At 60.0% G+C, this 20,863-nt stretch carries 19 protein-coding genes and 2 pseudogenes; 9 read left to right on the plus strand and 12 right to left on the minus strand.

Annotation, left to right across the window (positions count from 1 at the left end):
* Positions 1-63: 63 nt before the first annotated feature.
* Entirely contained in the window at positions 64-954 is an 891-nt protein-coding gene (locus ACW9JC_RS04875; protein ID WP_457453907.1) for a LysR family transcriptional regulator, read from the minus strand.
* Between the two features lie 121 nt (positions 955-1,075).
* Between ACW9JC_RS04875 and ACW9JC_RS04880 the strand changes: the two genes are divergently transcribed.
* The 3 genes from ACW9JC_RS04880 (at position 1,076) to lldD (ending at position 5,745) form a co-directional block, all read left to right on the plus strand.
* A complete protein-coding gene (locus ACW9JC_RS04880) occupies positions 1,076-2,794 on the plus strand; it encodes a GMC family oxidoreductase (protein WP_457453908.1) in 1,719 nt (572 codons plus the stop codon).
* Positions 2,795-2,878: 84 nt separating this feature from the next.
* Entirely contained in the window at positions 2,879-4,501 is a 1,623-nt protein-coding gene (locus ACW9JC_RS04885; protein ID WP_457453909.1) for an MFS transporter, read from the plus strand.
* 92 nt (positions 4,502-4,593) lie between these two features.
* A complete protein-coding gene (lldD, locus tag ACW9JC_RS04890; protein ID WP_457453910.1) occupies positions 4,594-5,745 on the plus strand; it encodes an FMN-dependent L-lactate dehydrogenase LldD in 1,152 nt (383 codons plus the stop codon).
* A 34-nt stretch (positions 5,746-5,779) separates the two neighbouring features.
* On the opposite strand, the gene ACW9JC_RS04895 is transcribed toward lldD, so the two are convergent.
* A complete protein-coding gene (locus tag ACW9JC_RS04895) occupies positions 5,780-6,148 on the minus strand; it encodes a DUF427 domain-containing protein (protein ID WP_457453911.1) in 369 nt (122 codons plus the stop codon).
* Positions 6,149-6,414: 266 nt separating this feature from the next.
* Between ACW9JC_RS04895 and ACW9JC_RS04900 the strand changes: the two genes are divergently transcribed.
* From ACW9JC_RS04900 to ACW9JC_RS04910, 3 genes are all read left to right on the plus strand, one after another.
* The gene (locus ACW9JC_RS04900; protein ID WP_457453913.1) at positions 6,415-8,364 is read left to right on the plus strand and encodes a DNA topoisomerase III; all 1,950 of its coding nucleotides are present in this window, start codon (positions 6,415-6,417) and stop codon (positions 8,362-8,364) included.
* Between the two features lie 41 nt (positions 8,365-8,405).
* A complete protein-coding gene (locus ACW9JC_RS04905) occupies positions 8,406-8,909 on the plus strand; it encodes a GNAT family N-acetyltransferase (protein ID WP_457453914.1) in 504 nt (167 codons plus the stop codon).
* Positions 8,910-9,430: 521 nt separating this feature from the next.
* Entirely contained in the window at positions 9,431-9,760 is a 330-nt protein-coding gene (locus tag ACW9JC_RS04910; protein ID WP_416127218.1) for a hypothetical protein, read from the plus strand.
* A gap of 202 nt (positions 9,761-9,962) precedes the next feature.
* Here ACW9JC_RS04910 and ACW9JC_RS04915 read toward each other — a convergent pair.
* Positions 9,963-10,055, minus strand: a pseudogene (locus ACW9JC_RS04915) (transcriptional regulator CynR); the annotation flags it as partial.
* Between the two features lie 152 nt (positions 10,056-10,207).
* Here ACW9JC_RS04915 and cynS point away from each other — a divergent pair.
* Complete coding sequence (gene cynS / locus ACW9JC_RS04920; protein WP_457453915.1) at positions 10,208-10,675, plus strand: cyanase; 468 nt, start codon at positions 10,208-10,210, stop codon at positions 10,673-10,675.
* 144 nt (positions 10,676-10,819) lie between these two features.
* Positions 10,820-11,479, plus strand: coding sequence for a carbonic anhydrase (locus ACW9JC_RS04925; RefSeq protein WP_457453916.1), 660 nt, complete (start codon positions 10,820-10,822; stop codon positions 11,477-11,479).
* Positions 11,480-11,486: 7 nt separating this feature from the next.
* Here the strand turns inward: ACW9JC_RS04925 and ACW9JC_RS04930 are convergent, their stop codons facing one another.
* From ACW9JC_RS04930 to ACW9JC_RS04940, 3 genes and pseudogenes are all read right to left on the minus strand, one after another.
* On the minus strand, positions 11,487-12,989 hold the full coding sequence (locus ACW9JC_RS04930; RefSeq protein WP_457453917.1) for an aldehyde dehydrogenase family protein: 1,503 nt from the start codon (positions 12,987-12,989) through the stop codon (positions 11,487-11,489).
* Between the two features lie 82 nt (positions 12,990-13,071).
* The gene (locus tag ACW9JC_RS04935) at positions 13,072-13,488 is read right to left on the minus strand and encodes a CZB domain-containing protein (RefSeq protein WP_457453967.1); all 417 of its coding nucleotides are present in this window, start codon (positions 13,486-13,488) and stop codon (positions 13,072-13,074) included.
* A gap of 3 nt (positions 13,489-13,491) precedes the next feature.
* Positions 13,492-14,145: pseudogene (locus ACW9JC_RS04940) on the minus strand (methyl-accepting chemotaxis protein); the annotation flags it as partial.
* 394 nt (positions 14,146-14,539) lie between these two features.
* Here ACW9JC_RS04940 and ACW9JC_RS04945 point away from each other — a divergent pair.
* On the plus strand, positions 14,540-15,055 hold the full coding sequence (locus ACW9JC_RS04945) for an HvfX family Cu-binding RiPP maturation protein (protein ID WP_338586373.1): 516 nt from the start codon (positions 14,540-14,542) through the stop codon (positions 15,053-15,055).
* Positions 15,056-15,108: 53 nt separating this feature from the next.
* On the opposite strand, the gene ACW9JC_RS04950 is transcribed toward ACW9JC_RS04945, so the two are convergent.
* The 6 genes from ACW9JC_RS04950 to ACW9JC_RS04975 form a co-directional block, all read right to left on the minus strand.
* The gene (locus ACW9JC_RS04950) at positions 15,109-16,083 is read right to left on the minus strand and encodes a nitrilase-related carbon-nitrogen hydrolase (RefSeq protein WP_457453918.1); all 975 of its coding nucleotides are present in this window, start codon (positions 16,081-16,083) and stop codon (positions 15,109-15,111) included.
* Between the two features lie 95 nt (positions 16,084-16,178).
* The gene (locus ACW9JC_RS04955; protein ID WP_338586360.1) at positions 16,179-17,111 is read right to left on the minus strand and encodes a GlxA family transcriptional regulator; all 933 of its coding nucleotides are present in this window, start codon (positions 17,109-17,111) and stop codon (positions 16,179-16,181) included.
* A 120-nt stretch (positions 17,112-17,231) separates the two neighbouring features.
* Positions 17,232-18,743, minus strand: coding sequence for an ArnT family glycosyltransferase (locus ACW9JC_RS04960; protein WP_457453919.1), 1,512 nt, complete (start codon positions 18,741-18,743; stop codon positions 17,232-17,234).
* Positions 18,744-18,746: 3 nt separating this feature from the next.
* Entirely contained in the window at positions 18,747-19,025 is a 279-nt protein-coding gene (locus tag ACW9JC_RS04965; protein ID WP_338586357.1) for a lipid-A-disaccharide synthase N-terminal domain-containing protein, read from the minus strand.
* A complete protein-coding gene (locus ACW9JC_RS04970; protein WP_457453921.1) occupies positions 19,022-19,762 on the minus strand; it encodes a glycosyltransferase family 2 protein in 741 nt (246 codons plus the stop codon). Before ACW9JC_RS04970 ends, ACW9JC_RS04965 begins: the two co-directional genes overlap by 4 nt.
* A 47-nt stretch (positions 19,763-19,809) precedes the next feature.
* Positions 19,810-20,772: an NAD-dependent epimerase/dehydratase family protein gene (locus ACW9JC_RS04975; RefSeq protein ID WP_457453923.1), complete on the minus strand. Its 963-nt coding sequence runs from the start codon at positions 20,770-20,772 to the stop codon at positions 19,810-19,812.
* Positions 20,773-20,863: the final 91 nt, after the last annotated feature.

Genomic DNA, 20,863 nt, shown 5'->3' on the forward strand with positions numbered 1-20,863 from the left:
TCTTGAAAAACAAAATCAAAAGATCGCAGCCTTCGGCAGCTCCTACAAGGATGGGTGTCACCGTTAAATCGAGCCCAGCAGCAAGTCCTGCTCCCGCTCACACAACTCCACAACGTAATCCCACATCACCCGCAACCTCACTGACTTGTGCAACTCACGCCGGGTGCTGATCCAGTAACTGCGCAGAATGCTTTCATCGGGAAACAACGGCACCAGACCGGGATCATCACTGGCCATGTAGCACGGCAACACGGCTATCCCCAAGCCTGCGCGCGCAGCCTGTTGCTGGGCAATCACACTGGTGCTGTGAAAAACCACCTGCGGGTTGCGGCAAAAACTATTGAGGAACATCAGCTCCTGACTGAACAGCAAGTCGTCGACGTAGCCGATCCACGCGTGTCGCCCCAGGTCCTCGCGACTGCCCAGCGCTGGCGCGCGGTCGAGGTAATCCTGGCTGGCGTATAGCGCCAGGCGATAGTCAGTGAGTTTGCGCGTCACCAGCATGTCGGCGGACGGCCGTTCGAGGTGGATGCTGATTTCCGCCTCGCGATTGAGAATGCTGACAAAGCGCGGCACCGCGACCAGTTCCACTTCCAGTCCCGGATAGCGCTCGAACAAACCGTTCATGCGACTGGCAAGAAACATGATCCCCAGCCCTTCCGTGACACCAACACGAATCTTGCCGAGCGGCGCCGTGGACTGGGTGATTTCTTCCTGGGCCAGCAACGCGACGTTTTCCATGGCCTCGGCGTGCTTGAGCAACGCTTCGCCGGCCGGGGTCAGTTCGTAACCTTGAGCATGCTGCACGAACAGCGCGGTGCCGAGGCTCTTTTCAACGGCCTCGATATGCCTCGCCACCGTGGCGTGGGTGGTGTTCAAACGGCGGGCAGCGGTGAGCAAACGCCCGCTACGCTGTAGCTCGAGAAAAAACCGCAGGTCATTCCAGTCGAACATCGTCCATCCTTAGGTCGTCGTTGTTTAAAAACGCACAGCAGCTGCGCAAAAACTAACATTCTTTTGACGAAAGCTAACAACTAGGATGACCGACAACAAGAACAACAAGACGAGGTCAGGGATGCAGTCTTCCCTTGATGAATACGACTACATCGTGGTCGGCGCCGGGCCGGCCGGTTGTTTGCTGGCCAATCGACTGTCGGCCAACCCGCAACACCGGGTGCTGCTGCTCGAAGCCGGTGGCCGCGATAACTACGCGTGGATTCACATCCCCGTCGGTTACCTGTTCTGCATCGGCAACCCGCGCACCGACTGGTGCTTCAAGACCGAAGCGCAACCGGGCCTGCAAGGCCGCACCCTGAGTTACCCGCGCGGCAAAGTACTGGGCGGCTGCTCATCGATCAACGGCATGATCTACATGCGCGGCCAGGCTGGCGATTACGACGGCTGGGCCGCCGACGGCAATCCCGGCTGGCGCTGGCAGGATGTGCTGCCGCTGTTCAAGAAAAGCGAAAACCACTTTGCCGGCGACTCGGAGTTCCACGGCGCCAGCGGCGACTGGCGGGTCGAACGCCAGCGCTTGTCATGGCCGATTCTCGATGCCTTCCGCAGCGCCGCCGAGCAAAGCGGCATTGCCAGCATCGAAGATTTCAATCAGGGCGACAACGAGGGTTGCGGTTACTTCCAGGTCAACCAGAAGGCCGGTATTCGCTGGAACGCGGCGAAAGCGTTTCTCAAACCTGTGCGCAATCGCCCTAATCTCACCGTGTTGACCGGCGTCGAAGTCGACCGAGTGCTGCTGGAAAACGGTCGTGCTTGCGCGGTCAGCGCCCGCTGGCAAAACCAGGCGAAGACCTTCAAGGCGCGCAAGGAAATCGTCCTCTGTGCCGGCTCCGTCGGTTCACCGAGCATCCTGCAACGCTCTGGCATCGGCCCTCGGCCACTGCTGCAACGCCTGGGCATCGGCGTCGTCCATGAGCTGTCCGGCGTGGGCGGCAACTTGCAGGATCACCTGCAACTGCGGCTGATCTACAAACTGGAAAACGCCCGTACGCTTAATCAGATCGCTGGCAGCGTGTGGGGCAAAATGGGCATGGGCTTGCGTTATCTGTATGACCGCAGCGGCCCGCTGTCGATGGCGCCGAGTCAGCTCGGCGCGTTCGCGCGATCCGGGCCGGAGCAGACCTCAGCCAATCTTGAATACCACGTGCAACCGCTGTCGCTCGAGCGTTTCGGCGAACCGTTGCACGCGTTCCCGGCGTTCACCGCGTCGGTCTGCGACTTGCGTCCGCAAAGCCGTGGCCGGGTGGAAATCCGCTCTGCCAATCCGCAGGAAGCGCCGTTGATCCAACCCAATTACCTTAGCCATCCGGAAGATCTGCGAGTCGCCGCCGATGCCATTCGCCTGACCCGGCGCATTGTCGCCGCGCCGGCCCTGAAGGCGTTCAAACCGGTCGAGTATCTGCCCGGTGACAGCTTGCAAAGCGAAGAAGACTTGCACGAAGCCGCCGCACGTATCGGCACGACGATTTTCCATCCGGTCGGCACCTGCCGGATGGGCAATGACGCCGATGCCGTGGTCGACGCCGAACTGCGCGTGCACGGCATTCCCGGCCTGCGCATCGCCGACGCCTCGATCATGCCGCGCATCACCTCGGGCAACACCTGTTCACCTACGCTGATGATCGCCGAGAAGGCGGCGCAGCTGATCCTCAACCCAGTTGTAAACACCAACCCTGTGGGAGCGGGTTTGCCCGCGATGACGGTAGGACATTCAACATTCATGCTGGTTGATCCACCGCAATCGCGGGCAAGCCCGCTCCCACAAGGACATCACTAGCTTCACGGACATCGAGCATCACCCCTGCAAGGAATACGCAACATCAGTGGAACAACAAAAACAATCACTGTGAGGGATACCGATATGTCAGAACATGTTCAGCCCCTGGAAGCCGTGCGCAGCGCGGGCACCAGCCGGGAAACGCAGAAAGTCATCTTCGCTTCATCACTCGGCACGGTGTTCGAGTGGTATGACTTTTTCCTTTATGGCGCCCTCGCGGCGGTGATCAGCAAGCAGTTTTTCGCCGGAGTCAACGACACTACGGCGTTCATCTTTGCCCTGATGGCCTTCGCCGCCGGCTTCATCGTGAGGCCGTTTGGTGCGCTGGTGTTCGGTCGGCTGGGGGACATGATCGGGCGTAAATACACCTTCCTCGCGACCATTGTCCTCATGGGCCTGGCGACCTTTTGCGTCGGCTTGTTGCCGACCTACGCCAGCATCGGCATCGCCGCGCCAATCATCCTCGTGGTGCTGCGCATGCTTCAGGGCCTGGCCCTGGGCGGCGAGTACGGCGGCGCGGCGACGTACGTGGCAGAGCACGCGCCGATTGGTAAACGCGGTTTCCACACCAGCTGGATTCAGTCCACCGCCACCCTCGGCCTGTTGCTGTCGTTGCTGGTGGTACTCGGCTGCCGCTACTTCACCGGCGATCAGTTCGAAGTCTGGGGCTGGCGCATTCCGTTCCTGTTTTCGATCATTCTGCTGGGCATCTCGACCTGGATTCGCCTGAGCCTGCATGAGTCCCCCGCCTTCGTGAAAATGAAAGAGGAAGGCAAGCTCTGCAAATCGCCGATCCGAGATTCCTTCGGCAAATGGGAAAACCTCAAGGTCGTGTTGATCGCTCTGTTCAGCATCAACGCAGGCCAGGCCGTGACCTTCTATGCGGCGCAGTTCTACGTGCTGTTTTTCCTCACCCAGTTCCTGAAAATGGACCCGGCCGTGGCCAACGGCCTGCTGATCGTCAGCGTGACCATTGGCGCGCCGTTCTTCATTTTCTTCGGCTGGCTGTCGGACAAGGTCGGGCGCAAACCCGTGCTGATGCTCGGCCTGTTGCTGGCCACGGTTCTGTACTTCCCGATCTTCAAGACCCTGGCCCACTACGCCAACCCGGCCATCGACCTGGCCAGCCGCCAGGCGCCGATCACGGTGCTGGCCGACCCGGCCACTTGCACCTTCCAGTTCGACCCGGTGGGCAAGGCGAAATTTGATAGCCCGTGCGACAAGGTCAAGACCTTCCTGGTCAAGCAAGGCCTGCCATATCAGAGCGCGGCAGCCCCGGCTGGCAGCGGCGTGCAGGTCAGCGTTGGTGACGTGAAGATCGACGGTTTCGACGAAGCCGCCCTGCGCGGCGCAATCACCCTCGGCGGTTACCCGCAACAGGCTGACATGCAGCAGATCAACAAGCCGATGATCGTGGCGCTGATCGTCGCGCTGATCATCATCTCCGCCATGTGTTACGGCCCGCTGGCGGCACTGATGGTCGAACTGTTCCCGACCCGCATCCGCTACACCTCGATGTCGCTGCCGTACCACATCGGCAACGGCTGGTTTGGCGGTTTCCTGCCGACGGTGTCGTTTGCCTTGGTTGTGTATACCGGGGACATCTTTTACGGGCTGTGGTATCCGGTGCTGATCACCGGGGTCAGCCTGGTGGTGGGGATGATCTGTTTGCGTGAGACGCGTAACGTGGATCTGGACAAGAACTGACAGCGACCCTAAAAAAACGCCCCGCACAAGCGGGGCGTTTTGGTTAATCTGATCCAAAGGCTCAACGGCACTCACCCGACCGAGGCACCGGCATGATCATTTCTTCTGCATCCGACTATCGCGAGGCAGCTCGTCGCAAACTCCCACGTTTCCTGTTCGATTACATTGATGGCGGTGCTTACGCGGAACACACGCTGCGGGCCAACAGCGCCGACCTCACGGGCATCAGCTTGCGCCAGCGCATTCTGAAAAACGTCGAAACCCTGAGTCTCGAAACCACCCTCTTCGATCAACCGCTTGCAATGCCGATCATCCTCGCGCCGGTAGGCCTGACGGGCATGTTCGCCCGTCGTGGTGAGGTGCAGGCCGTCAGAGCGGCGCAAAACAAAGGCATTCCCCTGTGCCTGTCCACCGTATCGGTGTGTTCGATCGAAGAAGTCATGGCCCAGAGCGAGCAATCCATCTGGTTTCAGCTGTACGTGTTGAAGGACCGCGGCTTCATGCGCAATGCCCTGGAGCGGGCGAAAGCCGCAGGGGTGAAGAACCTGGTGTTCACCGTCGACATGCCCACGCCCGGCGCCCGCTATCGCGACGCGCACTCGGGCATGTCCGGGCCGTTTGCGTCTTCGCGGCGCATGCTTCAGGCCATGACCCGGCCCGACTGGGCGTTCAACGTCGGCCTCATGGGCCGCCCGCATGATCTGGGGAACATCTCCAAATACCTCGGCAAAGCCGTGACGCTCGAAGACTACATGGGCTGGCTGGCCAACAACTTTGATCCGTCGATCAGCTGGAGCGACCTCGAATGGATTCGCGATTTCTGGAAAGGCCCGATGATCATCAAAGGCATTCTTGACCCCCAGGATGCCAAGGACGCAGTGAGTTTCGGCGCCGATGGCATTGTCGTGTCGAACCATGGCGGCCGGCAACTGGACGGCGTGCTCTCCACCACCCAGGCATTGCCGCCGATCAAACAAGCCATCGGTGATGACCTGACAGTGCTGGTCGACTCGGGCATCCGCTCAGGGCTGGACGTTGTGCGTATGCTGGCGCTCGGGGCCAAAGGCGTGTTGCTGGGACGCTCGATGGCCTACGCGCTGGCCGCCGACGGCCAACGCGGGGTGGAGAACATGCTGGATATCTTTGCCAAGGAAATGCGCGTGGCGATGACGTTGACCGGGGTGACGTCGATTGGTCAGATTGATGAGACCACGCTGGTGCAGGCCATCAGAAGCTCCGGCTGACAATGATCGTTCCTGCGGTGTGCGGAAACGTCAATCACTCGTCGAGTTCAACGACCTCGAACTTCACCTGATCCGGATAAAATGCCAGGTATCCGCGGATCTGGTCCACCGACACCTTGGGTTCCTCATAACTCCACACCGCATTGGCGCCTTCATGCCCCGGCACTTGCAGGCTGAAATAACTGGCATCGCCCTTATACGGGCAATAACTGGTGTGATCGGTGCGGGCGTAGTACTTCTCGTCGATGTCCTCGCGCGGCACGTAGTACACCGGCGGGTAATTGGCCTCCAGCAACACCAGCGCGCGGGAGGATGCGGCCACCTGGATACCGTGAAATTTCACCAACAGGCAGCCGGGCTGCTCGGCGATGGTGATGACAGGGCTGGGACCTGAGCTTTTCATGGAATACGTTCCTCATGACGGTGATGAACCAGTAGGAGCAAGGCTTGCCCGCGATGGGCTGCGCAGCAGCCCCAAAACCTGAGACCACGATTCATCAGGTATAACGCAAGTTTGCTGATCATGACGGCCTTGCAGCCGAACGGATTCCCAAATCCCTGAAATCATATGCAACGCTGAAACTGTACATCCATACAGATAAAGATTGCTCCGGCGTTCATCACCCGCCATTCTGTGCACCTCCCGGACACTGATCGACGATGGTGGTTATGCGGCTGTACCTCTGTGAAAAACCCTCCCAGGCCAAAGACATTGCGGCCGTGCTCGGCGCAAAACGCCGCGGTGACGGCTGCTGGCTGGGAACAGACGTCACGGTCACCTGGTGCATCGGCCATCTGCTGGAAACCGCACCGCCGGACGCGTACGACGCGTGCTACAAGCGCTGGGTACTGGCAGACCTGCCGATCATTCCGGACAAATGGAAGATGACCGTAAAGCCGCGCACGGCCAGTCAGTACAAAGCCGTCAAACGCCTGCTCGGCGAGGCATCGGAACTGATCATCGCCACGGACGCCGACCGTGAGGGCGAGATGATCGCTCGGGAACTGGTGGAGCATTGCCGCTATCGCGGGCCGATCCAGCGCTTGTGGCTGTCGGCACTGGACGACGCCTCGATCCGCAAGGCCCTCGCGGCACTCAAACCGGGGGCGGAAACCTTCAGCCTTTACCATTCCGCGCTAGGCCGCAGCCGCGCCGATTGGCTGATCGGGATGAACATGAGCCGTCTGTTCACGTTACTCGGGCGTCAATCTGGATATCAAGGCGTGTTGCCCGTGGGTCGGGTGCAAACGCCGACCCTGCGCCTGGTGGTGGATCGTGACCGCCTCATTGCCGATTTCGTACCGGTCGCTTACTGGGCCATCGACGTGCAGATGCTCCACAACGGCACCGCGTTCACCGCGCAATGGCGAGCAGCGTCCGAAGTTTGCGACGATCAGGATCGCTGTCTGAATCAGGCGCTGGCCCAGCAGGCAGCGGCGGCGATGATGGGCGCAGCGAGTGCCCGGGTGATCAAGCTCCGTACCGAACGGATACGCGAAGTTGCACCGCTGCCGTTCGATTTGGGCACGTTGCAGGAAGTCTGCTCGAAGAAGCTCGGGCTCGGCGCCCAGGAAACCCTCGACGTTGCCCAGGCACTGTACGAAACCTACAAGGTCATCACCTACCCGCGCAGCGACTGCGGCTATCTGCCCGTCAGCCAGCACAGCGAAGCGCCGGGCATTCTGGCGGCGTTGCGCCAGGCCGATCCGGCGCTGAACGCCTTGCACGATCACCTTGAACCCCAACGACGCTCACGGGCCTGGAACGATGCCAAAGTCAGCGCCCACCACGGCATCATCCCCACCGCTGCGGCGAAGAACCTCGAGCGCCTGACCGGCAAACACCGTGCGGTCTACACCCTGATCCGCGCGCGGTATCTGGCGCAGTTCCTGCCCAATCACGAATACGATCGCACCCAGGCTGACTTTGATTGCGCCGGTGAAAGCTTGCGCGCAGTCGGTAAGCAGATCATCGAACCTGGCTGGAAACGCGCCCTGCCCGAAGCGCTCGCTCCGGCCAAGGGTCGCGAAGCTCCGGCACCGCAAACGCTACCCAACCTCAAGGAAGGGATTGATTGCGCGGTGGCCAACGTGCAATTGAAAGACCTCTGGACTCAACCGCCGAAACCCTTCACCGAAGGCGATCTGATCAAGGCGATGAAGAACGTTGCCAAACTGGTGGAAGACCCGCTGCTCAAGCAGAAGCTCAAGGACACCACCGGCATCGGCACCGAAGCGACCCGCGCCTCGATCATCCAGGGCCTGCTCGACCGTGGTTATCTGATCAAGAACGGCAAGGCACTTTCTGCCACCCCGGCCGCCTTCAGCCTGATCGATGCCGTGCCCCGGGCGATTGCCGATCCAGGCACCACGGCAATCTGGGAGCAGGCGCTGGACATGGTGCAGAGCGGGGAAATGAGCCTCGACGAATTCGTCACCAAACAGGCTGCCTGGATGAGCAAACAAGTCAGCCGCTGCGCCGGGCTGAACCTGACCATCAGCGGCCCGGCGAGCCCTGCCGGACGTGGTGCCACGCCGTGGAAAAACAAACGCAAGCCCGCCAAACGCAAGGCATCGACTACCACCAAACGAACTGCAAAACCGGCGAGCAAGGGCTGATCGACCATACTGATCGTGCACCAAAACAGGAGCCAGCCAGCATGTCCTCGATTGAGCTGCACGCCGCCCAGCGCGATGAACTGGAAACCATTGAAAGCCTGATGCAGTTCTATACCTATGACTTCAGTGAGTGGTCGCCGCTGAAGTTGGGTGAACATGGTTTTTTCAATATCCAGCCCCTGACCGACTATTGGCGAAATCCCTCGACCCGGGCTTTTTTGATCCGGGTCGACGGCGAACTGGCCGGTTTCGTGACCGTGGATGACGACACTCATCTGCCCGGTGCCCAATTCAACATGGGCTACTTGTTTGTGAGTCGACGCTTTCGTGGCCAAGGTGTCGCAAAATTTGTCGTTTCCACCCTCTTGAGTCGATTCCCCGGTCAATGGCAGATTTTCTATCTCGACGCGAACCCGCCAGCGCGGCTGTTCTGGGCCACCGTGATGCCGGAGCTCAGTCCAAGCGGATTCACCTTGCATCAGCAGAAAATCAAGGGTTACCCCTGCACGCTCTACCGCTTTGCGGTTTCGCCGCTGTCGTCCTGAGCAGCGCTTTCCACCCCTTTTCTTAATTCCAGACAGCTTTGTCAGACAATATGTAGTGCTTGAAAATATTCACTACAAAACCGTTGACGCCTTCGATTTGCCCTTGCATGATGCAGATGTCTCCCCGATCGGGAGTACACGCAACACGCTTGAGCAAGCTCGTCTGACCGCCGAGCTGTTTTTTCCGGATACACGCTGCCCACAAGGCAGATTGAAGAAGCTGACCTGGCCTGAACGTCCAGTACAAGGGCGAGAAGCGCTGGCGATCCATCCTCATGAAGCTTGTGGCCGACCCTGAAAACGTCGGCAGGGGCCAACAGGTTATCGCCGCTTCTCTTCGTTGTGACGCTATTGCGTAGCAGTTATTCAACACGACTACATGCAACAGACGCGGGACTCGTCGATTTCGACGGACGACTGCTGACGTCCTGGTTTCGGTGCCAGGGATCAACTAACCGATGGGCTACTTGTATTAGCGAATCAACTTTGAAAGATCACCAAATGGTCAAGGGGGCTTTATCATGAATCTGAACAATCAACCTACTATCGAAGAACTGGCTCGTATGTTCGCGGCGCAAAAAGACAGCCACGACAGCCATATCCTGTGGATCAGCAAGTCGGGCCAGGTTCATATCGACTGCCTGTCGCCGCATGCCCATGAAGCGGAGTTCGACCAGAACAACCAGAACCTGCTGGCCCGACTGAAGATGTACCGTCGCGGCCACGGCTATGTCGGCAAGAAAGCCGCAGCCGACAAGGACTTCATCGGGAATGTTCTGCAAACGCTGAAACAGGCGTGGGGCTCGATGCAGAACAACAACGAAGTTCGGGTGATTGATCGGTTCTACTAATTGAAATGAGTCGTTAATGACTTATTGATCAAAGGGCCTGCTCCTAATAAGAGCAGGCCTTTTTTTATGTCTGAAATATTGTGAGTAACCCTGAACTGTAGGAGTTGAGCTTGCTCGCGATGGCGGTATATCAGCCGGCATCAATGTTGAATGTAACGCCGCTATCGCGAGCAAGCTCAGCTCCTACAGGGGGCTATGGTGGTTATGAAAGATCGGTCCCCACCACCAGATCCATAAACGCCAACGACGCCGCACTGTGGTAGTTGTTCTTGCGCCGAAGCAGCGCGGCTGCGCGGCAAGTAACGCAGATGAGGCAGGAGCATGGGGCTCACCATTTATAGGCAGTGCTTATGCGTTGCATTGCATATCGGTCTTGGACGCTATTTGTTGATCGGCAGAAGATGGCGTCACACCCAAGCACATCCCCACTGCAACAGGAGAACCACCATGCAACAGTCCCACGCTTACAACGACACCAGCCTCGAGCTGACCGCGAAAATCCTCGACGCCAAGGCCCGCAAGAATCTGTCTTTCGAAAAGGTCACCCAAGGCACCGGCCTCGGTCTGGCTTATGTCACCGCCGCCCTGCTCGGCCAGCATCCGCTGCCTGAAGCCGCTGCCAAAGTGATCGGCGAAAAACTGGACCTGGACGCCGACTCGGTGGCCCGCCTGCAAATCATTCCACTGCGCGGCAGCCTGTCGGGTGTCCCGACGGACCCGACCATTTACCGCTTTTACGAAATGATCCAGATCTACGGCACCACCCTCAAAGCCCTGGTTCACGAGCAGTTTGGCGACGGCATCATCAGCGCGATCAACTTCAAGCTCGACATGAAGAAAGTCGAAGACCCGGAAGGCGGTCACCGTGCAGTGATCACCCTCGACGGCAAGTTCCTGCCGCTGCGCCCGTTCTAAACAACCGTATTCAGTAGCAGCTGCCGAGCCCGCGAGGCTGCGTTCGAGGACGAAGTCCTCGCCGATCCTTGCGACTGCTTCGCAGCCGGACGCAGCCTCGCAGGCTCGACAGCTGCTACAGACTCAACTATGAGGAAGTCCCCAATGAAAACACTCATCGAAGGTTTTCTGAAGTTCCAGAAAGAAGCCTTTCCGCAACGCACCGACCTGTTCAGACACCTGGCCACCACGCAAACTCCAGGCACCTTGTTCATCACCTGTTCCGACAGTCGTGTAGTGCCGGAACTCCTGACCCAACAAGAACCCGGTGAGCTGTTCGTGATCCGTAACGCCGGCAACATCGTGCCCTCCTACAGCCCCCATCCCGGTGGTGTATCGGCCACCGTCGAGTATGCCGTCGCCGTGCTCGGCGTCACCGATATCGTGATCTGCGGCCATTCGGATTGCGGCGCCATGACCGCAGTAGCCAAGTGCACCTGCATGGATCACCTGCCCGCTGTCAGCGGCTGGCTGCAACACGCCGAGTCGGCAAAAGTCATCAACGAGTCGCGGTCCCATGCCAATGAAGCAGCGAAAGTCAGCTCGATGGTGCGTGAGAATGTGATCGCGCAACTGGCGAACATCCAGACTCACCCGAGCGTGCGCCTGGCCCAGGAAAAAGGCCTGCTGAATTTGCATGGCTGGGTGTACGACATCGAAACCGGTTCGATCGATGCACTTGATGGCAGCTGCCGCAGTTTCGTATCGCTGGTCGAACATCCGACCACTTGCGCCGTGCTCGGCCAAGCGGTCGATGCCGCGTGAGGAAGGTCTAGCGTTTGACGCCCAGATCGATCTGGGTCATGCGGCTGCGGATGGTGAACACACCATCACCCGAGAGAATTGCGCTGCGCGCGAACAGGCGCCCGCTCTCCCAGTTCGACAGACCCAGCTCCGGCTTGTTGAGTGCGTACTGGCCGTCGACCCAACGGGTAATGCCATTGCCGACGAAGGGTGCGTTGACTGCGTTGTAGAAACGCTCCTGAGTCGTAGCATCTTCGCTGATCAGCGACACAGTGAACTGCGGACTGTAGCGATTGAACAAGGCAATGGCGCTGTCCAGGTGGTCGACGATTTTCAGGCTGACTTCCGGGGTCTCTTCCCATTCCCACTCGCGGCCCAGTTGATCTTCTGGCAGCGGTTCGGCCAGTGCTTCGGTCTGGTAGCCTTCGGCGCGGTACACCTCGACGGTTGCGTTTAGCCAATCGGCGGGCAGGAACGATTCGCTGCCTTCAACGATGTGTAACTTGCAGCCCTGGCCGCGCGCCTTGCCAGCCTGTTGCAGTGCATCGAGAAACAGCGGCACCAATTCCGCTGCGCGATCACGGTGGATCAGGCAGACGTTCAGGGTGTTGCAGACTTTGCGGTCGAGGGAGTTGCGCACCACGCTGGCGAAGCGCGTGGCATCGGCGTCGGTATCAGCGACCAGCCAGGCGCCACCGGTGCCATGCAGGCTGACCGCGGTGCCGGCCTGTTGCGCGATGCTGCCCAACTGGCTGACGGCGCGACCCGAACCACGGGCCACGGCCAGCGACAGCCGCCGGTCGGCGAACATCGCCCAACCGGCCGCATGGTTGACGCTCTCGACCAACGACACAGCGCCATTCGGCAACCCGGCAGCGGCAAGCGCCGGGTTCAGTGCATGTTTGACAATGGCTTGGGCGGTGCCCAACGCATCGCTGCCAATGCGCAGCACGGCCGTATTACCGGTGCGCAACACGCCAGCGGCATCGGCGAAGACATTCGGCCGGCCTTCAAAGACAAACGCGACGATCCCCAGTGGCGACACCACTTGCTCGACCTTCCAGCCGTCGTGCTCGACGCAACTGATCACCTTGCCACGCGAGGCGGACGCGTCGCGCCAGGCGCGCAGGCCGGCGATCATGTCACGTCGCATGCGCTCATCGGCCAGCAGCCGCGTGGTCGAACGGCCACGGGCCTTGGCCCGTTCGATGTCGGCCTGGTTGGCGGCCTCGATCAAGGCCCAGCAATCCGGGGTTTCCAGGCGTTGGGCGAACAGATCGAAGAAATGGCTGATCGCCTGATCCGACACCGCCGACATTGCGCTGAACGCAGCTTCCGCACGTTCGATCGCGACCGCCGCCGCCTGCTGGTCGGCCACCGGAATCAGCAACAATTCGCCGCTGACCTGTTCCACCAGCAGGTGGTCTCCGGGCTGGAAGCGTGCCGCCAGTTCGGGGCTGACCACAGTGACACGATTACCGGCGAAAGGGATCGGCGTGCCAGCGACTAGACGTTCGAGCGCGAGAGACATGAAGCGGATTCACCATGCAATGGGCGGGCGGAAAATGTATAGCAAAAGTCCGCGAGCGTCATCTGCCCCAAGGCATCCCGGTTCAGACCGCCGATTGCAGGCGCGAATGCAGCAGCCCCTTGACCGTGCGCATCACGGCGGCATTCGCCTCCTCCATCTGCCCGACCTGCTTCAGTGCCTCTTCCAGTTCACCTCGGGCATGGGCCTCCAACGCGGCCTGGCCGCTGCTGTGAACCATTTGATGAGGCACTTCCATACGCCGGAAATCCGCGTCGCGTTGTTGGGTCTGGTTCTGTTCGCCGTAGTACCACTGGCCGAACAGGCACTCGGTTTCATCCGGCAGGATCAGCGGTGAATGCGGCTTGGGGTTGAGCAAGCGATCATAGACCGCCACCTTGAGCGTCAGCTCTTGCAGGTTGGCCAACTCGACGTTGGACAGCAAGTGCGACTGGTCGATTTCCCGCTGCATCTGCTGTGCCTCGCCGTACATGCCGGCCATGGCCTCGGCGGTTTTGTCGATGACCGCACCGAAAGCATTGGAGACCTCACTCTGTTGCGAAATCGCCTGTTTGGCCTGGCTGATTTCCTGCTGGATCGCCGAGGTTTCCTTGACGATTTCCCGGGTCGCTTCAGCGGTTTTTTCCGCCAACAGCCGCACTTCACCGGCCACCACCGCAAAGCCGCGCCCGGTGTCACCGGCACGCGCCGCTTCGATGGCGGCATTGAGCGCCAGCAGGTTGGTTTTGCGTGCGATGTCGCTGATCAGGTCGACGATGCGGTCGATCTCACTGGCGCGGCCTACCAGGTGCGTGATCACCTCTTCCAGCGCCTCCAGCCCGGCGGCCATGACCCGCGATTGCTCTTGCAGATGACTGACCTGCTCGCGGTTGCTGATGGCCGAGCTGGCCACGGTTTCCGCCCGCTGATGGTTGAGCTTTAGGCGCTGATTGAGCATCGAGAATGATTCACTGACCGGCGCCAGCGAGTTACCGCAAGTGAGCAGGTGCTGCGCCAGGCCGCGGAAAAAATCACGGTCGCGCAGTTCGGCATTGCGTGCGGCCAGTTGGGCGTCATTCACGCCGTTGACGATCACCGGCGCCGGCGCTGGCTGCTCGATGGAGTGTTCGATGGTTTTCCTGCGCCATGTGAAATTCATTCCCGTTCCCCAGCCCCAGACGCAAATGCGCCAAAGCGCGGAAGATACGAATGAGCGGGGCCGGGTAAAAGATCCAATTCGACGAATTAACGAAAGACCGCACTCAGTTTCAGAAACACCAGTGATCCCGGTGGGAGCGAGCTTGCTCGCGATGAGGCCCTGTCAGTCGAAATCAATGTTGACTGTAAGACCGCTATCGCGAGCAAGCTCGCTCCCACAAGGATTTGCGGTGTCTCTACGTATCAAAGTGTGTACAACCCCGTCCCTGACACAACAAGCCTTCAATCCCCGCCGCAAACGACACATCGCAGATACACCCGCCTGATGAAATTCACTTGTCGCTAAACGGGCACCCCGCTGCCCGACATCCCTGACTTGAAGGAGACCATCGTCCATGAGCACTTCCATTTCTACGGCCGTCAAAGGCCTGCACCTGAACCTTGATCGCGCCGGCAACTGGATCGCGCCACTGACCTTGCGGATCTTTCTCGCTTGGGAATTCTTCGAGTCAGGCCTTGAGAAATTCAACGGTGAGAACTGGTTCGCCGACATTCAGGACCGCTTCCTGTTTCCGTTCAACCACCTGCCGGCCACGTTGAACTGGGAACTGTCGATGTGGGTGGAGCTGATCTGCGCCCTCTTCATCTTGGTGGGCCTGGCCACGCGGTTTTCGGCGATCAGCCTGATCGTGGTTACCATCGTCGCTACCGCCGCCGTGCACTGGCCGGCCGACTGGTCGAGCTTGAGCGAACTGGCCCAGGGCTACTCGATCACCAACAAGGGCTACGGCAACTTCAAGCTGCCGCTGATTTACCTTGCCGCGCTGGTTCCACTGGTGTTCGCGGGGCCTGGCAAATTTAGTCTTGATGCGTTGCTGGCGCGGTTCTTCTGGCGTCGCAGTCATAGCTGAAACCACAAAAACTGTAGGAGCGAGCCTGCTCGCTCCTACACGGGTTCAGCGAATTACCGAACGACTTCTTCCGTCCCTTCGACTTCAGCCAGCTTCGGATGCGCACCACGTTCATGCACATGAGAATGCGGCGTGCGATCGATCAGCAGGCTCAGCAATTCTGGACGGCTGTAGTGACCGCGCGAATCCATCATGCGTTTGCGCTTGTCGATCAGGCCCATGTCGAGGTCGACGATCACCTCGCCTTCACCTTCGGTCAATGCGCCCAGTACCACGCCATCGGGGCTGATGATTGCGGTGTAGCAACCGCCGGAGATCGGGCCGATCGGGCAGCCGGTGTCGGCCATTATTTGCGCCTGTTGCTCCGGGTTGAGCCAGGCGGTGGAGTTGACCACGAAGCACGCGGCTTCCAGCGCATGTTGGCGAATGCTGACTTCCATTTGCGAGGTGAACAGCGGACCGGCGAACGAACCCGGATACATCGAGGCGTGAATCTGTTCGCCATCGGCCATCAACGCGTAACGGGCCAGCGGGTTGTAATGCTCCCAGCACGCCAGTTGCCCGATGCGCCCTACCGCGCTGTCGGTGGCGCGCAGGCCCGAACCGTCGCCCATGCCCCAGATCATGCGTTCGTGGTAGGTCGGGGAAATCTTGCGGCGATGCTGGATCAGGGTGCCGTCGGCATCGAACAGCAACTGCGCGTTGTACAGCGTGCCGCCATCGCGTTCGTTGACGCCGATGGACACGACCATGCCGGCCTGTTTGGCGGCGGCACCGATGGCATCAGTGGCGTCCGAAGGCACGGTCACCGCCTGATCCAGCAACTTGTAGTGCTCGGCGCCCATTTCGAACGGCGACTGCACGAACGAGAAATACGGGTAGTACGGCACGATGGTTTCCGGAAACACGGCGAACTGCACACCTTGTTCGCCGAGTTCGAGAATCTTCTCCACGACTTTATTCACGGTGCCTTCACGGCTGTAGAGTACGGGGCTGATTTGGACGGCGGCGGCTTTTACGAGGGTCATGGCGGCGATCTCATTGAGGAAGTAGGCTTCAGCGAGATCAAGATTACGGAAATAATATTTAGGCTTAAATGTCGTATACACCACCTTTTAGGACATCACCCTCGATTAGCGCGCTGGATCACCTGCGGCGGCTGCCCGAATGCGCGGATAAACGCCCGCCGCATACGTTCCCGATCACCAAAACCGGTGTCGGTTGCCACCACATCGATGGAGTGACGACCGGTTTCCATCATCAACCTCGCGGACTCTACCCGCAGGCTTTCGATGGCCTTGGCCGGCGATTGACCGGTTTCGGCATGGAACACCCGACTGAACTGGCGCGGACTGAGATTCGCCGCATTGGCCAACTCCTCCACCGAAAGTGCGGACTTGAGGTTTTGCTTGGCGTAGGTCAGTGCCGCCTGAATGCGGTCGGTCTTGGGTTCCAGCTCCAGCATCACCGAAAACTGCGACTGCCCACCCGCCCGACGGTGATAAACCACCAACTGTCGCGCCACCCGCCGCGCGACTTCGGCGCCCAGATCCATTTCCACAAGCGCCAGCGCCAGATCGACACAGGCGCTCATACCGGCGGCCGTCCAGATATTGCCGTCGTTGATGAAAATCCGATCCTCCTCGACCTTCACCTTTGGATAATCCCGCTGCAACGACGCGGCATGACACCAGTGAGTGGTCGCCCGTCGGCCATCGAGTAACCCGGCCTCAGCCAGGGCAATGGCGCCGGTGCAGATCGATCCCAGGCGTCGGGTGCCCTGACTGGCACCACGCAAGAACTCCACCATGCCCGCCGAGACCGGACGGATCAGGTTGTCGCCCATGACCAGCAGCGTGTCGAACGGACGCTGGTCGAACGCGGTGGTTTGCACGGCAAAACCGGCGGAAGTTTGCACCATGCCGCCGGTTTCGGAGAGCAATTCAATGGTGTAAACCGGCTCGTCGGCGGCAGTGTTCGCCAGTTCGAACGTGGCGCACATGGCCAGGCCCAGGACCTGGAAACCGGGGTAAACGATGAGGCCGATGTGGTGCATGATGGTTGCAAATCCCGTAGGAGCAAGGCTTGCCCGCGATGAGGCAGGCATATTCAACATTGCTGTCGGCTGACTTTACGCCATCGCGAGCAAGCTTTGCTCCTACAGGCGGCTAAAGCGCTAAAAGCTCCATGCAAACCGGTAAACCATCGATGTCGATGCCGGATGGCATTGCCCATTATCCGCATCCCCCCCAACAATCGACCAATTGGCCCGCGAGTTCTCCCCCAACTCCCGCGCAGCCTCAGGTTTGAAACACCTACTCAGCACCTCATCCGGCACCAACGCGTAATCCTTCGGATGCTCACGCAACCATTGCGCCGCCCGCTCAACGGTGGAATCAAGCATGCCGAAATGCACGATCGGCTGCCGAGCAGACAGCCAGTGACCTTCGCTCCAGTTGACCAGCACCAGATCTGCGCCGTGAGTCATGGTTTTGGCTTGCGCCATGAGCGTTTGATTGGGATTGGTGCCGTCCTTGACCGGTTCGACAAATCCCCGGGCAAACCACAGCACAAACCAAGTGATGACCAACGCCGGAAACACGCGCCGAAAACGCGGTCGCTGACGGAACCAACGCCGCAACAACCACGGCACCAGCGGTGCGGCCACCAGCACTAATCCTGGCAGCGCCGGGTAGATGTACAACTTGCGCTTGCCGCTGCTGATGCAGAAAAACAGCACCACCAACGCCACCCAACCGAGCAGTACCAGCACACGGCCGTCGCGTTTTTGCAGCTGTCGGCGCCAGGCCGGCACCAGCCATGGCAGCACCAGTACCAGCGGCAGCCAATATTGCGGAATGACATTGGTGAAGAAGTACCAGAACGGCTCGCGATGGTGCCAAGCGGCGGCATAGCGTCCGGCCGTCTGGCGCAGGAGGATTTCCCGGGCATAGGCGATTTCATCTGCCGTGCCATTGAGGGCGATGGACAAGGCCAGGGGCAATAGCCAGATCGCAATGGCGGCCAGCATGACCGCAAACCCGAGCAGCCACTTTCGCGTCTCGCTCGGCATCGCGACCACACCGGGCCAGCCCTTGCGCACCGCGTAGGCATACGGGATCAGCATCAACGCCGGAAGAAAACCCACGCCTTTGGTGATCACGCCGATGCCCATCGCCGCGCATCCCACATAGAACCAGCGCCAGGCCGGACCGAGCAGCAGATGACGCGCCAATCCGTAAAGGCCCAGCGTGGTGAACAGAATCAAAAAGCTGTCGATCTGCCCGGTGCGCAGGATGCTGTAGGTCTGATAAGTCGCCAGGTACAGCAGCGCTGCAATGCGGCCAATGCGTTGGTTCCATAACCTGCGACCCAGGTCGTAGACCATCGCCGTGACCGTCACCGCCGAAAACAGCCCCGGAATGTAGAGCGCGATGTTGGGCATGCCGGTCAGCCAGACGAAAAACGCCACGGTCCACATGAAGATCGGCGGCTTGTCGCCGTAGATTTCCCCGGCGCGGTGCGGAATCAGCCACGAACCGTTGTGCAGCATCTCCAGCGCCACGCCGAGGAAGCGTTCTTCATCGACGTTCTGCGCCGAACGCAAGCCCAGCCCTGCGCCGATCAACAGTAAAGCAAGCAGCATCAGGCCCAGGCACTCGACCCTGGGCGACAGCGATCTGCGCATGACTTATTCCTTGAGGTCTTTGCTTTTTTTGATCAATTGCAGGTTGCGCAAATAGACGATGGAGCCAAACGCCTGCCCGGCAATGAACACCGGGTCCTGGCGGTAAATGGCGTAGGCGAACAGCAACGTACTGCCGACAATGCTCAAGTACCAGAAGCTCACCGGGATCACGCTGCGCTTTTTGTATTCGCTGTACAGCCACTGCAAGACGAATCGACCGGTGAACGCGATCTGTCCGGCAAAACCGATCACCAGCCACAAGGCTTCGCGGGTCATGATCATCCTTCGAGCTCCTGGGCGTGGGTGTTCAGGCGCGTGCGCTTGATCAGCCACCAGACGCCGATCAGGTCGAGAACGCCCACCAGCGCACGGTCAATGTTGCCGTACTTGGACACCCCCGCCGTACGCGGTCGATGGTTGACCGGATGGACGATCATTCGGCCGTTGTGGCGCTGGATCAATGCCGGAATGTAGCGGTGCATGTGGTCGAAGTACGGCAGGCGCAAGAAGGCGGCGCGCTCGATCAGTTTCAAGCCGCAGCCGGTATCCGGCGTGGCGTCCTTGAGCAAGCGGCTGCGCAGGCCATTGGCGAAACGCGAGGCCCAACGCTTGCTCGCGGTATCGCGGCGGTTGGTGCGGTGGCCGGCCACCAATTGCACATCGGCGCTTGCGCGTTCGCTGCGCACCAGCGCCAGCATGCCGGGAATGTCCGCCGGATCGTTTTGCCCGTCACCGTCGAGCGTGGCCAGCCATTGTCCGCGAGCTTCGCGTGCCGCGTGGTAGAGCGAGGTGCTTTGCCCCAGCGAGCGCTCGTGATGCAGGATGCGCAAGGCAGTCAGGCCGTTGTTTCTGATCTGCCGCAACTCGTGCAAGGTCGCATCGGTGCTGCCGTCGTCGACAACGATGATCTCGTAGGCCTCGTCGGCCAATGCCACGCGGATTTCCTCAAGCAATGGCTTGAGGTTGTTCGCTTCGTTTTTTGCTGGAATCAGTACCGATACAAAAATGTCCTGGCGCATGGAGTCCCCCTCGCCTTTTGGTTGTTGCGTTTTCAGAGGCGAACGCTTCATGCCTGATAAAACTGCCGATACCACTTCACAAACTCCCCGACGCCGGTTTCCACCGATACCTGCGGGCAGAAACCGACCCACGCTTGCAGTGCCGAAACATCGGCCCAGGTCTTGACCACATCGCCGTCCTGCAACGGCATGAAGTTACGGCGCGCCTGCTTGCCCAATGCCGATTCCAGGCACTCGATAAAATCCAGCAGCGCCATGGGCTCACCGCGACCGATGTTGAATAGTTGATTGACGCCCGCGCCGGGTGGCCGCGTGCGCAGGCGGGCGATGCTTTCGACGATGTCGTCGATGTAGGTGAAGTCCCGCGCCATTTCGCCCTGGTTGTAGACGTCAATCGGCAGGCCTTTGAGGATGGCCTCGGTGAATTTGAACGGCGCCATGTCCGGTCGCCCCCAAGGTCCGTAGACGGTAAAAAAGCGCAGGCCACTGGCCTTGAGGCCGTACAGGTGGCAATAACTGTGGGCCAGCAATTCATTGGCGCGCTTGGTGGCCGCGTACAGCGAAACCGGGTGATCGACGGGGTCTTCGACGCTGAACGGCATTTTGCTGTTGCTTCCGTACACCGAACTGCTGGAGGCGTAGATCAAATGCTCGGGACGATGATGCCGACAGGCTTCCAGCACATTGAGGAAACCCACCAGGTTCGATTGGGCATACACATCCGGGTGGTCCAGCGAATAACGCACGCCCGCCTGGGCCGCCAGGTGCACCACCTCGGTAAAGTGCTGCTCGCGGAACAATTCCAGCAATGCCGGTTTGTCGACGATGTCCATTTTCAGGAAGCGAAAGCCCGGCAAGGACGCAAGTTCCTTGAGCCGTGCCTGCTTGAGCGCTACGTCGTAGTAATCGTTGAGGTTGTCGATCCCGACCACATCATGACCGTCCAGGCACAAGCGCCTGGCCGTATGAAAGCCGATGAAACCGGCGGCGCCGGTGACGAGAGCCGTCACGAGGCGCTCAGCCTGGAGGACGCACCGAGAGGTGCCGTGTTGCCGTTGAAAAACCACGCCTGCTTCATGTTTCTGTTTCCGCTCATGACGT

The sequence above is a fragment of the Pseudomonas sp. SDO5591_S426 genome (assembly GCF_054070755.1).

Excerpts from the sequence above, each read along its gene's own strand:
- ACW9JC_RS04875 (WP_457453907.1), bottom strand. The coding sequence starts at position 954 with ATGTTCGACTGGAATGACCTGCGGTTTTTTCTCGAGCTACAGCGTAGC.
- ACW9JC_RS04960 (WP_457453919.1), bottom strand. The coding sequence starts at position 18,743 with ATGCGCAGATCGCTGTCGCCCAGGGTCGAGTGCCTGGGCCTGATGCTG.
- cynS (WP_457453915.1), top strand. The coding sequence starts at position 10,208 with ATGCAACAGTCCCACGCTTACAACGACACCAGCCTCGAGCTGACCGCG.
- ACW9JC_RS04905 (WP_457453914.1), top strand. The coding sequence starts at position 8,406 with ATGTCCTCGATTGAGCTGCACGCCGCCCAGCGCGATGAACTGGAAACC.
- ACW9JC_RS04885 (WP_457453909.1), top strand. The coding sequence starts at position 2,879 with ATGTCAGAACATGTTCAGCCCCTGGAAGCCGTGCGCAGCGCGGGCACC.
- ACW9JC_RS04955 (WP_338586360.1), bottom strand. The coding sequence starts at position 17,111 with ATGCACCACATCGGCCTCATCGTTTACCCCGGTTTCCAGGTCCTGGGC.
- ACW9JC_RS04880 (WP_457453908.1), top strand. The coding sequence starts at position 1,076 with ATGCAGTCTTCCCTTGATGAATACGACTACATCGTGGTCGGCGCCGGG.
- ACW9JC_RS04930 (WP_457453917.1), bottom strand. The coding sequence starts at position 12,989 with ATGTCTCTCGCGCTCGAACGTCTAGTCGCTGGCACGCCGATCCCTTTC.
- ACW9JC_RS04950 (WP_457453918.1), bottom strand. The coding sequence starts at position 16,083 with ATGACCCTCGTAAAAGCCGCCGCCGTCCAAATCAGCCCCGTACTCTAC.
- ACW9JC_RS04935 (WP_457453967.1), bottom strand. The coding sequence starts at position 13,488 with ATGGCCGGCATGTACGGCGAGGCACAGCAGATGCAGCGGGAAATCGAC.
- ACW9JC_RS04945 (WP_338586373.1), top strand. The coding sequence starts at position 14,540 with ATGAGCACTTCCATTTCTACGGCCGTCAAAGGCCTGCACCTGAACCTT.
- ACW9JC_RS04895 (WP_457453911.1), bottom strand. The coding sequence starts at position 6,148 with ATGAAAAGCTCAGGTCCCAGCCCTGTCATCACCATCGCCGAGCAGCCC.
- lldD (WP_457453910.1), top strand. The coding sequence starts at position 4,594 with ATGATCATTTCTTCTGCATCCGACTATCGCGAGGCAGCTCGTCGCAAA.
- ACW9JC_RS04910 (WP_416127218.1), top strand. The coding sequence starts at position 9,431 with ATGAATCTGAACAATCAACCTACTATCGAAGAACTGGCTCGTATGTTC.
- ACW9JC_RS04965 (WP_338586357.1), bottom strand. The coding sequence starts at position 19,025 with ATGATCATGACCCGCGAAGCCTTGTGGCTGGTGATCGGTTTTGCCGGA.
- ACW9JC_RS04900 (WP_457453913.1), top strand. The coding sequence starts at position 6,415 with ATGCGGCTGTACCTCTGTGAAAAACCCTCCCAGGCCAAAGACATTGCG.
- ACW9JC_RS04970 (WP_457453921.1), bottom strand. The coding sequence starts at position 19,762 with ATGCGCCAGGACATTTTTGTATCGGTACTGATTCCAGCAAAAAACGAA.
- ACW9JC_RS04925 (WP_457453916.1), top strand. The coding sequence starts at position 10,820 with ATGAAAACACTCATCGAAGGTTTTCTGAAGTTCCAGAAAGAAGCCTTT.